At 38.4% G+C, this 14,792-nt stretch carries 15 protein-coding genes; 6 read left to right on the forward strand and 9 right to left on the reverse strand.

Features of this window, described 5'->3' with window-relative positions; genetic code table 11:
* The first annotated feature begins 6 nt into the window (after nucleotides 1–6).
* From LW728_RS07135 to LW728_RS07150, 4 genes are all read left to right on the forward strand, one after another.
* The gene (locus tag LW728_RS07135) at nucleotides 7–1,068 is read left to right on the forward strand and encodes an ABC transporter permease (protein ID WP_002801333.1); all 1,062 of its coding nucleotides are present in this window, start codon (nucleotides 7–9) and stop codon (nucleotides 1,066–1,068) included.
* A 223-nt stretch (nucleotides 1,069–1,291) separates the two neighbouring features.
* Nucleotides 1,292–1,594: a hypothetical protein gene (locus LW728_RS07140; protein ID WP_287765985.1), complete on the forward strand. Its 303-nt coding sequence runs from the start codon at nucleotides 1,292–1,294 to the stop codon at nucleotides 1,592–1,594.
* A gap of 3 nt (nucleotides 1,595–1,597) precedes the next feature.
* Nucleotides 1,598–2,476: an SDR family oxidoreductase gene (locus LW728_RS07145; protein ID WP_002801332.1), complete on the forward strand. Its 879-nt coding sequence runs from the start codon at nucleotides 1,598–1,600 to the stop codon at nucleotides 2,474–2,476.
* A complete protein-coding gene (locus LW728_RS07150) occupies nucleotides 2,463–2,615 on the forward strand; it encodes a hypothetical protein (protein WP_287765989.1) in 153 nt (50 codons plus the stop codon). The genes LW728_RS07145 and LW728_RS07150 overlap by 14 nt, the downstream gene beginning before the upstream one ends.
* 203 nt (nucleotides 2,616–2,818) lie before the next feature.
* Here LW728_RS07150 and LW728_RS07155 read toward each other — a convergent pair whose 3' ends face one another.
* The 9 genes from LW728_RS07155 to LW728_RS07195 all read right to left on the reverse strand — a co-directional run bounded on the left by LW728_RS07155 (nucleotide 2,819) and on the right by LW728_RS07195 (nucleotide 13,047).
* Nucleotides 2,819–4,117, reverse strand: a complete 1,299-nt coding sequence (locus LW728_RS07155; RefSeq protein ID WP_287665679.1) for a serine hydrolase — start codon at nucleotides 4,115–4,117, stop codon at nucleotides 2,819–2,821.
* A gap of 173 nt (nucleotides 4,118–4,290) precedes the next feature.
* A complete protein-coding gene (locus LW728_RS07160; RefSeq protein ID WP_159252913.1) occupies nucleotides 4,291–5,145 on the reverse strand; it encodes an ARC6/PARC6 family protein in 855 nt (284 codons plus the stop codon).
* 29 nt (nucleotides 5,146–5,174) lie between these two features.
* On the reverse strand, nucleotides 5,175–6,449 hold the full coding sequence (locus LW728_RS07165; protein ID WP_287765991.1) for a vWA domain-containing protein: 1,275 nt from the start codon (nucleotides 6,447–6,449) through the stop codon (nucleotides 5,175–5,177).
* A gap of 13 nt (nucleotides 6,450–6,462) precedes the next feature.
* Entirely contained in the window at nucleotides 6,463–7,569 is a 1,107-nt protein-coding gene (locus tag LW728_RS07170; protein WP_287765994.1) for a hypothetical protein, read from the reverse strand.
* Nucleotides 7,570–7,580: 11 nt separating this feature from the next.
* Nucleotides 7,581–10,244 carry a hypothetical protein gene (locus tag LW728_RS07175; RefSeq protein ID WP_287765997.1) on the reverse strand — a complete coding sequence of 888 codons (2,664 nt, stop codon included), beginning with the start codon at nucleotides 10,242–10,244 and terminating at the stop codon, nucleotides 7,581–7,583.
* A 4-nt stretch (nucleotides 10,245–10,248) separates the two neighbouring features.
* Nucleotides 10,249–11,163, reverse strand: a complete 915-nt coding sequence (locus tag LW728_RS07180) for a hypothetical protein (protein WP_287665696.1) — start codon at nucleotides 11,161–11,163, stop codon at nucleotides 10,249–10,251.
* A complete protein-coding gene (locus LW728_RS07185) occupies nucleotides 11,150–11,995 on the reverse strand; it encodes a hypothetical protein (RefSeq protein WP_287665698.1) in 846 nt (281 codons plus the stop codon). Before LW728_RS07185 ends, LW728_RS07180 begins: the two co-directional genes overlap by 14 nt.
* 19 nt (nucleotides 11,996–12,014) lie before the next feature.
* Nucleotides 12,015–12,788, reverse strand: coding sequence for a hypothetical protein (locus LW728_RS07190; RefSeq protein ID WP_287766000.1), 774 nt, complete (start codon nucleotides 12,786–12,788; stop codon nucleotides 12,015–12,017).
* A gap of 121 nt (nucleotides 12,789–12,909) precedes the next feature.
* Nucleotides 12,910–13,047 (reverse strand): hypothetical protein, encoded by a 138-nt coding sequence (locus LW728_RS07195; RefSeq protein ID WP_192576039.1) that lies wholly within the window; start codon nucleotides 13,045–13,047, stop codon nucleotides 12,910–12,912.
* Between the two features lie 68 nt (nucleotides 13,048–13,115).
* Here LW728_RS07195 and LW728_RS07200 point away from each other — a divergent pair, with 68 nt between their 5' ends.
* Together LW728_RS07200 and LW728_RS07205 are read left to right on the forward strand one after the other, a co-directional pair.
* Nucleotides 13,116–13,823 (forward strand): sigma factor, encoded by a 708-nt coding sequence (locus LW728_RS07200; protein WP_287730247.1) that lies wholly within the window; start codon nucleotides 13,116–13,118, stop codon nucleotides 13,821–13,823.
* A gap of 18 nt (nucleotides 13,824–13,841) precedes the next feature.
* Nucleotides 13,842–14,750, forward strand: coding sequence for a DUF1822 family protein (locus LW728_RS07205; protein ID WP_287766004.1), 909 nt, complete (start codon nucleotides 13,842–13,844; stop codon nucleotides 14,748–14,750).
* Nucleotides 14,751–14,792 lie beyond the last annotated feature (42 nt).

The following is a 14,792-nucleotide window of genomic DNA, read 5'->3' on the forward strand; positions in this document are numbered from 1 at the left end:
TTTTCTATGACGGCGACTGATGATAATTATAAGGCTGCAAACGCTCGATCGAGTGCTAATGGGTTACAATCTCTCCTAACTAGCGAAACTTTTTTATATATTGTCAAGCGTGTTCTCCAGGGTTTATTAACTCTGTTGTTGGCCTCGGCTTTGAGTTTCGCTATTATCCAATTAACCCCCGGCGGTTTTCTGGCTTTGCTTGACCTTAATCCCAAGATTAGTCAGGAAACTAAAGAACAATATATTGCCCTTTTTGGTTTAAAAGACCCGGCGATTGTCCAGTATTTTAAATGGTTGTGGCAAGTGGTAACTCAGTTTAATTTTGGTCTGAGTTTTACCTATTTTCGTCCCGTGTCTTCCCTACTATTAGAGAGAATTCCAGCGACGTTATTAATGTCTTTGACTTCCATCATTTTAACCTGGGCGATTGCGATTCCCTTGGGCATTCTCAGCGCCGTCAAACAAAACCAATTTATCGATAAATTTTTTCGAGTTATCAGTTATCTTGGTCAAGGTTTCCCCAGTTTTATCACTGCCCTTTTACTGCTAATTCTCGCCCAAAATGTCTCGCCGCTTTTACCGGTGGGTGATATGACCAGTATTAACTATTCGGAATATTCCCCTATCGGTAAAGTTTTAGATATCGCTTGGCACATGATTTTACCAACTATTGCCCTGACAGTTACCAGTTTTGCCGGATTACAAAGATTGATGCGGGGACAATTATTAGATGTTCTGCGACAGGATTATATTCAAACTGCCAGGGCGAAAGGTTTACCAGAAAATAAAGTTATCTATGTCCACGCTTTACGCAATGCTATTAATCCCCTGATAACTCTTTTGGGCTTTGAATTTTCCAGTTTGCTAAGTGGGGCATTTATCGCCGAATTTTTCTTTAACTGGCCCGGATTAGGTCGTTTAATTCTACAAGCTGTGACGGCTAAAGATTTATATTTAGTTATGGGCAGTTTAATGATGGGTGCTACTATGTTGATTATCGGTAATCTTCTGGCTGATTTACTTCTCAAAGCTGTAGATCCTAGGATTAAATTGGAGGATTTAAAGTAGGGTGATAGGGAAATTTCAGCTAAATTTCCCACTACCCAACGGGTGCATCTCACATTTGCAGAAATAGGGACAATAAGCAATTATCAGTGACCCTTAAATTATTACAGATGTATCAGCAGCTGCGTGTAAGCATCCCACCGAAAAACTAATGCGCGGGGGGTTTGGGGGCGGCGCCACGCCCCCAACGGGGGGTTTGGGGGGTAGAACCCCCCAAAGGCTTGGATTGACTACACATTATTTACTCAGGTCAAAACAAGACGGACAATACCTAGTGGCGCGTCTGAGAAAAGGTGAAAGCGAAACTCCGGCTAGTTATCTGCTTCTGTTTAAAGAATCCTACGATGCTTTAAGTTATATCAATACCCATGCTCAGGATTTAGCCAATAATTTTTCTGTGGAAACTCTCTCAGGAACACAATTAAAGGGACTGATGCAGCGATGGGGATTTGCAGGAATTGGTTTAGTTAGTGAACCTTTGGAACCACAAGTACAGTTTTTAGCCTACGAAAAAGGATTTAATCTCTAAACTATGAAAACGCTGTTAATCACTGGAGTTAGTGGGTTTTTAGGTTGGCATATTTACCAAAAAACTCGCTCATCTTGGGCAAGTTTTGGTACATATTTTAATCACAATGTCAATAGTAATGACCCGAATTTAATTAAAATTAACTTAACAGACTTAGCCGCAGTTAGAGAACTTTTTCAACAGATTAAACCCGACGCGGTAATTCATGGGGCTGCCCAATCAAAACCGAATCTCTGTCAAGAATTTCCCCAAGCATCCGAGGCAATTAATCTGACAGCTTCTCTAGAAATTGCCCGTTTATGTAGTCAATATCAAATACCGCTAGTTTTTACCTCTACCGATTTAGTTTTTGATGGTAAAAATGCCCCCTATTCCGAAAATGATCCCGTTTCTCCCGTCAGTGTCTATGGTGAGCAAAAAGTAGCGGCAGAAAAGGGTATTTTAGCAATATATCCTCGGGCGGCCATTTGTCGAATGCCTTTGATGTTTGGTTCCCCTTCTCCCACCGCTAATAGTTTTCTGCAACCCTTTTTAAAAACCCTCCAAGAGGGAAAAGAACTATCTCTATTTACTGATGAATATCGGACGGCTGTTGGGGTTAATAGTGCAGTGAATGGTTTACTTTTGGCATTAGAAAAAGTGCAAGGGATTATTCATCTGGGGGGTAAAGAAAGAGTTTCTCGTTATCAATTTGGTTTACTAATGGCGGCGGTTTTTAACCTTCCCAAAGAACAAATAAAACCCTGTTTACAGTCAGATGTTCCCATGAGTGCGCCCCGTCCCCAGGATGTTTCTCTTGATAGTTCTCTCGCTTTTTCTTTGGGTTATCAACCATTAAGTATTAAAAGCGAATTAGAGGCAATTAGAGATGAAATTATCTGAACAAAAGCGGACTATATTAATTATCTTGCTCCTTTTTTTTACCGCTATTCTCATGACCAATTATTTTGAGGTAGGGATGACGGGAGTGTTAGCTTTTTTCGTTGCCTATCTTTCTAAAGGAATGCGAAAATTTAAGTAGGGTATGCTGAAAAAGCCTGAAATGCCGATAGGAAAAAGGTAAAATATCCTAAAAGTCCTGCACTTTTTTTTCAGTACAGATGTATAGAATCTCGGCGGCAACTCCATCAGAACCGGAATCATTTGAACTGCCCTTTGCAACTTAATTGGCGTATTTACCTGCTTATTCTCCCGAATTATCTCCTATTTTAGTCTTTTCTTAAGTCATTTTTTAAGCATTTGGTTATAAACTTGTCGTGAAAGAATTGGGAAAAACTCTTTATCTTGATAAAACTTTTTTTCATCTCCAAAGACAACTAAAATATAATGAGCTTTGTTATCAGGACTGACGATAATAGCCGCATCATTTCGATTATTAAATGTCCAGCCCATCTTAGCATAAAATTGAGTGTTAACCGGGAGAGATTGACCTAAAAAGTTTTGGATAGGATTAAAAGGTTTTTCTTTCCACGCTTGAGGATGTAAATCTCGTTTAATTAATTGTTTAATCGCTTGGCTATAAGCTGGCGAAATGGCTTGTTCTTGCTCAATTTCGAGCAGTAATCTAGCAACGCTATAGGTATTTAAATAATTTCGTCTCGGGGGTGAGCTTTTGCCGTTAAGCTGACGAATTTGTTGGTCTGGTCCTGCTGGATCCTCGAGTAGATTGGGGATAGGAAAAGTTTTCTGACTAATATTAAGGGGGTAATTAACAGAATCAACAAAATAGGATGCAAAAAAATCATTAAGAGCATAACGTTTTCTCCTCCATTCGTTGAGTTTTTCTGGTGCGAGGTCTTTTTGACTCGATTTGGTTTGAGTAATGTCATCAACAATAATACTAGCTGATTCATTATCGGAATCTTTAATCATTTTAGAAATAACTTTGAGTTTTTCTGGAGGAATTTGATTCGGCTCAATTCCTTGATAATAATATTGACTATAGAGAACTACTAGCCAGAAAAGCTTGACAATACTAGCCGGATATCTCAATTCACTATCTTGATAAGCAGCATAAGCGCAACATTCAGATTGATTTAAGTCAACTAAACTGATAGATAATTTATCTATTGGTAACTTTCTAGATCGAGCTAAACTTACAATATTGTCAACGATTTTTTGCAATTCTTGATCTTGATAAAAAGTAGGCGACTGTTTAACGTTATAAGTTAGCTGATTAGACTGACTAGGAAGTTGAGGTGTTAAAGGTGTTAGGGACAAATCATTAACGGGCGTTTTTCTGGGCAGATTAGTTGTATTTTGCGAGCTTACTATCAGGTTAATTTGATAATCTAAGTTATCTTCTTGCGTCTCTATGACTAGCGAATAGTCGCCTGTTTCCGACAGAATCGTTTTATAATCTCCTTGAAGATTTTGGTATTTATTACTTGGAAAAACTAGGCTTATTTTTTGATTAGTTGTTAATTGCAATTGCTGTCCTTGAATGCCCTGAAATTCATAACATAGGGTTTTATTGTGATCAACTTTACCTCCAATGGACTTAGGAACACCGTTAATTAACAATAATTTAGTTATCCTACAGGATTCGTTTTTGGAGGAGTTTAAGATGAGATACAGAGCGATTGCAGATGTTACAAAAAAAGAAATTAAGATGGGCAAAAACCTAGACCATTGGATATGGTAAGTCTTCGATTGTGTTCTGACTTTTATTGACTTTATTCTTTTTCTTTCCATGATTAAGTTCCTACCTTATAGTTAAGAATTTTCCAATTTCCACTCTCTTTTTGAAACCAATAGGTAACATTTTTTTGATAAGTCTGGGTTGGGGTTCCACATCCAGCACTTCTGGGACCATGGAGTGTAAGTTGTTCCGTTACATTGACTGTTATTGAAGGTGACGAACCTGAAGGATCAAAAGAGACTATCCGATTAATATTGGAAAAATCATAAGTATAATAACAGCCTTTAGAGCGCAGCCAACCCACTGTCCCCCCACAGATTCCATCATTACATTTTTCTAAGGTATTAGAATAAAGTTCTCCGGTGGCGTATTGCTTTACTAAGCTGTCGTCAAAAGAAGAACCGAAAGCTTGTCTTTTAACTTCATACCAACGTTTAACAAGTTTTGCTGCTTCATCTTGTGTGAGATCATGGGAAGATGAGGGAGATGGAGAGAGTCTTGGTGTCGGTGTCGGGGAAGAAGCGAGCGTTCCTAAACTTATATCTATCTTAAAAGTTTTAGAACCTTTGGGGGCAGCAATTTGCAGCAAATACTTTCCGTCTTCTGGCAATTTTGTTCCTTGTAAAATTTGATTGTCTGGACTATAAAGCCACACACAGATATCATCATCTGTGTTATAGCTAAGGTTTTGTCCTGACTTTCCTGTAAAAGTGTATCCGACAGCTTTAGTGGCACTAACCTGATTAGATTTGGTGATAGTTTCAGTGGTTAGGTTAACATTTTCTAGATTTTCTGCCATGAGAATAGCTGTGGGTTTTTGAGGACATTCTGAAGTTGTTTGAGGTTGATTAAACTGAAAATTACAACTACTGAGAAAAAAGAGAGATGAATAAATAAGGATCTGTTTCATGACTTTACAAGTGCCGAAAATATTTAGGATTAGTTTTGTTTTTCCTTTAACCATTTTCCCCAATAATAAAAAGGAATAACTCCTCCCAAACCAAGAGCAAGAAAAATACAAATAAGCATTAATATTCTGGTTTCTAAGGGAAGTGTGCGCCCAAAAAAATCAAGGGTATAAGGTTTAGATTGTGATGCTACTTTTTGAGTAAAAACTGTGGCTACATATTCACCTCCTCGTCGAACGTTGGGTTGGATATAACTAATTTCGTATCGTCCTTGAATCGCATCAAGGAAAATTTCTAATTTCTCGGCAATTTCATCAGCATCACCAGCAAATTCAGTAACTCCTCCTGTTAACTTCGCAATTTCCGCTAACTGTTTTTGATCTACAAATTCTTTTTCTAGTTGCTCTCTAGTTTCTTGGGATAATTTTGGGTTATTAATATCTCCACGAACAGCAGGTTTACCTAAGGAATATTTTTTGCCTAATTGTTGTGGGGTTAAGCCATATCCTAGGGTATGAACAACAATATCTTTATTGTTCTGAAGATTGGCTAAAGTTTTCTGAATTTCTTGATAATTACTATTATTATCAAAGCCATCAGAAAGGAGAATAATTGAGAGTCGTGGTTGAGGTTTTAAAGGGTTTCCTTCTTTATCTTTAGGATAGAAACGACCTTCTTTATCGTTTTTAAAAAATTTGACGGTTTCCTTGAGAGCTTGATAGAAATTAGTCGTTGCACAAGGAGTTTTATTCGCAAGACTACCTAGAAAATTAGTTAGTTTAACATCTTGCACTAAACTAAAATTATTGAGAGTTTCTGAAGTAACTTTTGGGTAATAATCACAGGCTCCAGGCTTATCATTTTTACCTTCTACCCCAAAGGGAACAATAGATAAATAGGTGTTGCCTTTACGCTCTGAGGCTAATTTAATAAATGTTCCCAGCGCGTTAATTGCTGCATCTAATTTTCGCTTTCCTTTAGCAACCGCTTTGGCATCACATTTTGTGTTGAGATCCTGAGAACAATTCATACTACCACTAAAGTCGATGAGAACGACAATCCAAGCATCAGGAGGAGTCGTTTCTCGGGGAGACTTCCAGTCAAAAGGTAGTTGTTTTCCTTGATAAGTTTTGTTGTTTTTTTTATCAAGAACTTTCAGATGAAAGTCACTTTCAGCTAAACCCATAATCGGTTTACTTTCTTCTCCTGTCACTTGAATTTGAAGAGTCACTTTATCGTCGATGTCCTCAATATCTGTGATTTCAGGTTTAATTCCCCAAGCTGGGGTAATAAGAGCGGTTAACATAATCATTGATAAACTAAGCTTGTGGGTCAAGGAAGCGATTGTAGAAGACGAAACGATAGATTTTGGGTTCATCGGGGTTGTGGTTATCTTTAACATGGAAGGTTATCAGGTTATTGTGTTTAAGGGTAATTTTTTCGTTGCTAGTTAAACGTCTGCCATTGAGTTCAATAAGGTTGTAAGATGTTGGGTTAGGATCTAAAATGGCATCACGGCTGATAATTTTGATGTCAGCAATATGGGGGGGGAGTCCGGGGAGATAAATATCCGATCCTCTTTCTACACCATCAGAACCTTTAGTTTTGGCGACAGAACCAATTTTGATGATTCCTTTGGCGGGAAGTTGAATCGACAGTCCTTCTTCGATTTTTTCGGCATCCGATTCACTGACAAATTTGAGCGTTTTATGGATGTTAGGAAAGACTGAATTAATGGATGTAAATTGAGGATCAATGCTTTCGAGTTCGGGAATGATTTTCCTGTACTCGAATCCTTTACCGGCTCTCAGTGCCGCCATGTAGCTAGGAGAATTAGTAATGGTAAAGGTTAGGCCGAGCAATAAGCCTAAAATGGCAAATCCGAGGGGATCTTCTGCTTTTCTAAACGCTTCTGAGGTGCCTAACCATTGACGAATAAATTCAAAGATTCCCACCGCTACTAAACTGGCAACACCCGCACCGATGATGCTAGTATATAACCGTTGTCGAAAGCGATCGCGATCCCCCGCTTCCATGCTGTAAAATTGCCAAGTAAGTCCTTCGGCTAATCCAACGGCTGCACCGACAAAAAGCCAACCTAAAAGTCTGCCTGGAAATTCAGCAACTCCAGATTGAATTAATAGCTGAAAGATTCCACCCGCAGCTAATCCAGCAATCAATCCGATTAAGGTGGCAATTAATAGGGGAACTAAAGCAATCCGAAAGTTGAGTTTAGGACGGGTGGGATTACTAATAAATATTTCATTCATTACCATCCCAATCCCTAAGGATATAGCGACGCAGGGGAAAAGAACCACCTCTGGAAACCGAGACAGGATTTTTAAATCAGTCAAGAAAATCTGACCGATATTCCAGCCAATTAAAGCCGAGGTTATTCCTGCTAGTATGTAAAGCCAAATTCTCATAGGTTTAAAAATTATCCTGGTGGGGGAGTTGACGAATCGATAATTGGTTTTACTTTACCGCAAATTGGTGTATCACTTAATGTTTCACCCAGTTGAGCAGCTACATCACACTTCAAAAGGTTATAGGTATTCCTTTCATAGTTAATCACTCCATCAACATCAATCTTAATAGATTGCTCCTTTTTAAGTCTAGATTTAAGACTTTCTTGGTATTGTAAAATAGCTTTAACCCAAGCTTCTTTATCTGCTGGTTCAGTCATACGACTAAGGGAAATCCTAAATTCATTATTGGGATCAAGAACATTAATTACATTATATGAAGATGAAACAGAAAAAGCCTCATCTAAATCTAATTCTTTTACTAAAGTTTCTAAACTAGATTTGGTCTTTTGTGGTTTATCAAATTCCGAGACGGCCTTTTCAATTTTTTGGTCTCTTGTCGGAGATGGGGATGGGGTTGTTTCTTTAGCGGTAGTTTTAGCCACTTTAACTTTAGAAAACCCTAGCTTTTTACAATTGTCAGCAGTTGCTTGAGTTGCTTGCAGTTGCATATTTTTAAGCAGATTACATTTGAGAGCTTGATAAGTTATTCCATCCTTATCAATAATGCCATCAATATCATCAGAATTAGATGGTGTAACTTTATATAATTGATAATATATGATTGCCTGAATCCACTTGTCTTTATCTTTGTCTATAGTTTTAAGATTGAGATAGTTATTAGAAGTAGAGGAGTTACCAGCATTGGAAGAATAGGTAGGATCGAGAATTTTTGAAATAGCTTCATCAATCTCATTCTTGTTAGGTTTAAAAGCATCTGCTCTAGTAGTTTGCTTCAAATATTGTTGAATTTGTAGTAATGACCCTTTAGTCTTTGGAAAGCTTTTGATCGCTTCTTTAATAATCGGCGATTCTGAATTGTTTGATCCTCCGGGTAAACCGGGTACAGATAAATTAGCTAAATTCAATAATCTTTGAAGGAAAAATCCTCCTAAAGTGAATATAAGCAAAAAATAAATAATAGGAATAATACAGCCAGCTGCTCCACCTTTAACTTTAAGCAGATAAGATAGAAGCAACATTGCTATTTTTTTTGTTTGTATAAATACCAGTTCTTGCCAAGGTATATCTCTTTGAACTTTAATATCAAAATTCTTATCTTCATCCCCCTTCAATTTATGGCGTTTATATACGTCACTAGGAATCTTTTCCTGGGCGAGATGATAAAAGAAAACGGTTAAACTAGATCCTTTATACTGTTCGTCAGATGACACTTCTAGTTTATCAAATAGGCGAGCGAGATGGATGTATTTTTGAGTTGTTTGATCAGGATCAAAAGGATGATTCCAAACTCTACTTAATTCATCTTTAATTTCTTGCCAACGTGCATCATTTAACACATAAAATTCTTTTTCTTTTAAACCTTCTGTTTCCGTGCTTAGATAACCTGCTTTTTTCTTTAAATCTTGTCTTAATCCCACACTTGTGTAAATTTTATATGTTCCTCCCCAGAGTCCGACTTCATCTAATAAGAGTTTAGCTGTAGCATCTATCAGGTCTGGCTGCTTAATGATATGAAGAATAAGTATATTAATACCTTGCTTAACTTGATTAAATATTAATGAGTTTGGCTGAGTAATAGCTTTTACAATCTCCCCTTGAAAACTCTGAGATATTGGATAATCATCCTCCTGTTTTTTCATTATCCAAGCGACAAAATCTGGCAGCTTTTCAGGGCAAATTATGGCTTGTAGCGTCAAGAGACGTACTTTAAAGTCATCATAAATTTGTTGCTCATAAGCATCTTTGGAGCCTTGTCCTTCAAATATGGAATTCCAAAAGGTTGTATAATCCTGTTGAATTTTAGGATTGTTCAAAGCATCTTCGATAGGGGCTAAATTTTCTTGAAAGTTTCCTGTCCGGCAGGAATTCTTAATAGCAGTTCTGATTAGGGGTTCTTCGGGTATAGCCGGGGGAAGTTGAGGAATACTGTTTATTGTGGCTCTTATGGTCTCCTCTGCTTTTTTACTGGCGGGATGAATGACTAAAAAGCGATTTGGTTTCTCTAAAGCCTCCACATTACAGGCCCAAGAAATCAATTCATTATATTTTGCTGGGTCAGTTTTAGAGGCAATTTTATGAATGATTAAAGCAGTATATGGTGGCTGTTTTTGAGTAATAATTATCGGTGTTTTTCCTTCCCAAATCCCATCCAACTCAGGCGGAATATAGTCATTAATTTGAGTCCCAGTATCGTCATATTCTGTAAACCAATCGACTTGTTTATGATCGGAGGGGTTAAAAGTTGGCATTCCATTTTTCATGTACCAAGATACAAGATCAGGCAGCTTACCCCTTCCCTGACACAAGAAATAACGATAGAGAGATGCACCCCGTCCCCGTTCATCTATCCCCCGTGTGACGACGGCAATGACTGACCAAGCTTCCTGATTGTATTCAACTTCCCGTCCAATAATGGCAGGATTTTGGCTAGATGCGCCTTCAGAAACGGCAAATTCCCGATTTTTGATTGCTAACTGTACAGGTGTAGGAATTTTAGCAAGGGTTGAGTTCATGTACTCTCCCGAAAAACCCTGCGATTTCCACTCACCAGCACCGCCAGTGCCATCCACTAAAATACCCGTGCTAAATTCATGAATGTGAATAGTAGTCATTGTTTTAATCCTTATCTAATTCTTTGTGATGTTGACCGGTACAAAGCCAGTAAATCGGGGAAACTAAACCAAAGGGTCGCCACCGTCTCGGATCGCGGATAATAGAAGTTGTTCCTTGGCGATCGCGTTGTTTTTCGATCGAGTTGGGTTCGGGATAATTTGTTCCCAACGTACCAAAGGCAGAAGTGGCAAAATAGTCCACTTCACCTCCTCCCCTATCTACCCAGTTTTCTAATTTATTTTGCATCAGAGGAAAGCGTCTTTGTGTCAATTTTCTCGGTTCATGACGACTCACCCACAGTTGACTCAGTTCGCACTTACTAACCGCAAAAGCAACGCGGCGCTGTTTGGGATTAATATCCACCCTGTCTAGGGCTGCTAAAAACTTTTCTAGTCCAATAGCATAGTCTTTATCTTTGCGGTGAGAGGTTCCATCCACTAACAATAAAAGACCTGTAGCCACCACACAGTCTTCGAGATAGTCAACTAAGCGCGGATCGCCGGTTTTGTTAATGAGATCCCGAAGAAACTCGCCGGAATAATCTTTACAGTTAACATTGAGACGTATTGCGCTAGAAGATAGGCCTCTTTGCAGATTTTTCAAAGAAAATTGTTCTTTGAGAACAATACTCAATCCATAATCTTTGACTTCATCAACGGTGGCTTCTAGGGGAGTTGGTTCTAATTCTAGTCCCTGTTCCAAGATGTTCTGTGCCATGTTCATCAGTTGTGCGCTGGCTTCTTGGTTCCCCACTGGAGTCACCGATTGAACTGGACTATCGGCCTTAGCATTGGGCCAATAGGCAAGGGAAGCCATATAGGCGGTTTTACCAGCACTGCGATCGCCAATAACCCGTATTTCGGCATTGGCATCTTTTAATTCAGGAGCTTTTGGTTTTAACCAGTCAAACCCTTTCATTTTTGGCTCCTTGATTTGGTTTTTTACTGAGCCAATAGAGAGGTTCAATTAGATTATAAGGTTGCCATGAGTTTGGTTGTCTAATCACCGAAGCCGGTTCTTCTCCTTTCATCCGATCTTCTCGGTTAGGACGGGGATTATCTCTGCCTAAAACGCCAAAGGTAGAAAGGGCAAAAAAACGCAGATTTTGGGGAATAACTTTTGCTCGCAAGGTTTTAGTAGTTTCTCGTAAATGGACAGCGAACAAATCAATTTCTGGGTCAAGCCTACCGGGCCAAATTTCTCCTCTTTCACATTTACTCATAACTATTGCTAACTTCAAATTCTGAGAACGACCCCGCTCATCCATTAATTTAAGGAATTGTTTCATGATTCTGTTATAAAAGTTATCAGTTCCGGGTTCCCATCCTGTTAGCATAATTAGACAGCCGATGACATCGGTAAAACATTCATTAATAAAATCTTCATGGATAGGCTTTCTTGCACTGGGACTGGCAATTGCCTCAAAGACTTCTCCGGGATAATCTCTAGCGGTTAATTGAAAAGTCTCCGTGGAACTATACCAATAGGGTTTGGCTGTGATACCAAAGGAATAAAACGGTAAGTCATCTACTGACTCAATCTCTTGTCCGATGACAGTTCTATCTAGATCGGCCGCCTGTTTGAGAATATTTTCAGCTTTTTCTGCAAGTATTCTTGTGGCAGGATTTTGGGGGTTGACAGTAAATAGTTTTTTGCCTTGTTTGTGTTCTTTGAAGTAGGACAAAGCAGCTAAATAGGTGGTTTTTCCTGCTGCTGTCGGTCCAATTACAACAATATTTCCACTGGTCATTTTTACTCCTATTTTAACTTTATTTTGCGAGATGACTGCCCAAATAAATCCAGGGGAGTTCTAATAATTTTCGATTATATATGCTCGTAATGAAACATCTAATTGTTAACCCTTGAATACTACGGTTAAGTTGATTGATTTGAGGGTGAATCGGTCGAAAATAACGCTGAAAGACATAGTTATCTCTCTCTTGCCATGTTATGGGTTGGAAATCAGGATTAAAAGCGAGTTTTCTGGCTTCTTCTTCGAGATCGATTGGGAGTAAATCGGCTTTATTTAAACAGAGGAGAAGATGCCGAATTTTCGGACAATCTTGCTGGAAAAATTCAAGCCAACGGTCAAAACGATTACACCATTGTTGTCTGGTGATAAAGTCATCTAGGTTTACTTGGCTGGTCGGTTTAATGATGTCCCGATAGGGCGGTAAAATCAACATAATTCCTTCAGCTTTTCTGATCGTTTCGAGAAATCTTTGCCACTCATCAGGTTGATTTTTTTGCCAAGATTTTCGCCAGATTTCACCGGGGGTGTCCAACCAATCCAAGGCAATCATTTTCTCTCCTGTGGGAAGGGTGACATTAACTTCTATGTACTGCTCAAAAATTGCTTCGGGAGCGATACTACCAGTTGGTTTTGGAGAGCCAAGTTCTAGGTCTAAAAAAAATCCTCTAAGATACTGATAATCGGGATAAGTAACTTTGACATAATTTCCCTTGGGGTTAGCTAATTCCAAGACTAGGTGAGTTTTACCTGTGTTGCGATCGCCAATATAAATAACTCCCAAGCACTCCACCTCCTGATCAATGAGTCATGATTGATAATTGATAGCAACCAAACAGCGATCGTGTTTAGTTTCGGTTTTATATTACTTTCTCGTAGGGATGGCTGCTTTTTATGCAAAATTTATGATTATCTTAACATAAATTTACATTCTCGATAGTACCCCGCGCCACATCCACTCTGGCTGCGATACCGAAGGCACTCCGGGAGCGAGATCGCAATTCCCTCGACAATTCCTCACAAAAAAGAATTTTAATTATCGGTTTTTGCATAAAATGCCAGGGATCTGACGAGTAGATAAAAGGGGTAGTGATCTAGAAAATGCAAGGAGAGTTCTCTGATGAGTAACCCAGACAGCAAACTTAAGCTTCTTGAAGAAATGGCACTTTTGGCTAAAAGCTCCCCTGCAAACAGCAAGGAGAGACAAAAATGGCTAACAAAACTAACCAATGAGATTCAAAACTCTAATAAAGTGTACTGTAAAAATATCTATAATTTTCCTAAGTCTGTCTATCAGGATATTTTTCACGAAGCTCTACAGCAGACTTTTTTAGAGATTTTTGAAAAAATTGATCTGTACGACCCAAGTAAAGGTAATGTCTTGGCATGGGTAAGTTTTTTGCTTGATAAGCGATTTATCGATGCTGTCAGGGAACATTTAAAACTGCGACATAGACAAGATAATGGCAAGCGAATCAGAATTTATGAGCAATCTTTGGATGTTCCTCTCCAGTCGGAGCAATCAAGCTGGAACCATGCCCCAGATACTTCCTTGCTTGATATAATCGAGCAAACTGAATCTCTCTCCCCCCAAAAAGATTGGGAGAGATTATGGGATTTTATCCAAAAAGATCCTAGAGATTGTTTTCGGCAGACTCACATCGAAAAGCATCCGGAGGCTAATTTTCAAGCAATCTGTATAAGGCGATTTAATGGACAATCTTGGAAGGAAATGTCAACAGAATGGGGAATCTCCCTAGCAACTTTAAGCAGCTTTTATCAACGCAGCATTGATAAATTACAACCAATTTTTCAAGAATATCTTTAGAAATAGGAGACAAAAACCATGATGCCACTAGCTGAACGTTTAACTTTTACAGTCCCCCTGAGCGGTGCTGATTTTAAATTAGCTCAAAAGTTTAGTTGCGAACAGAAAGATGCCGATAAAAGTAAACAGGTTTTTCTAAATACTTTAGCTGTGCTTGCTGTTAACTTTTACTGCCAGTGTTTGAAAGTAGAAACAAATTTAGAGGAAAGCACTATCGGAGATTATAATCGGCGAATTTTAATGGATAGTGCTGATTTAAAGATCGATGTTCTCGGTAAATTAGAATGTCGTCCGGTTTTGCCAAATGAAAATATCTGTTATGTCCCGTCCGAGGTATGGTCAGATCGAGTGGGTTATGTTGTGGTAGAAATTGATGAAGAAGCGAAGAAAGCTATTTTATTTGGATTTGTCGAGCAGATAGAAACTAATGAATTACCATTAGCTCAATTACCAGATATTGACAATTTAGTTGATTTACTTCTTCTGGCTAAAAACAAACAACTTCTCGAAAGAACTTTTGCCAAGAATTGGAATGAGGATGAATCAGCAGAAATTTTAAAAGATAAACAGAAAAAGCTTGTTCGTAGAGATAGTCCTGCTCTACCTACAATCGATAAATCTATTACCTCTCCTCTCTATAGAGCTAAATACATTACTCTGATAAGACGGACATTTATTCTATTGGTTAGGATAACCCCTACAAAAGAGGGAAAGTTTCAACTTCTCGTGGAGGTTGAATCATCTAAAAAAATTCCATCTGATTTGAATTTGAAGCTATTATCTTTATCCGACCAAACTTTGAAGGCAAATCCGACAAAAGGAGATCATTACATCTCTTTAAAATACACCCTTCAATTGGGAGAGAGTTTTCAAATACAAGTGAAGCGAGGAGAGGAAATTCACACAGAACAATTTTCTTTTGACTAAACCCTATTAGAACGGGATAATTTATCTAAATTTCTGATTAAA

Origin of the sequence: Microcystis sp. 49638_E5 (genome assembly GCF_021300285.1) — a bacterium.
GTDB classification, from domain to species: Bacteria; Cyanobacteriota; Cyanobacteriia; order Cyanobacteriales; family Microcystaceae; genus Microcystis; species Microcystis aeruginosa_C.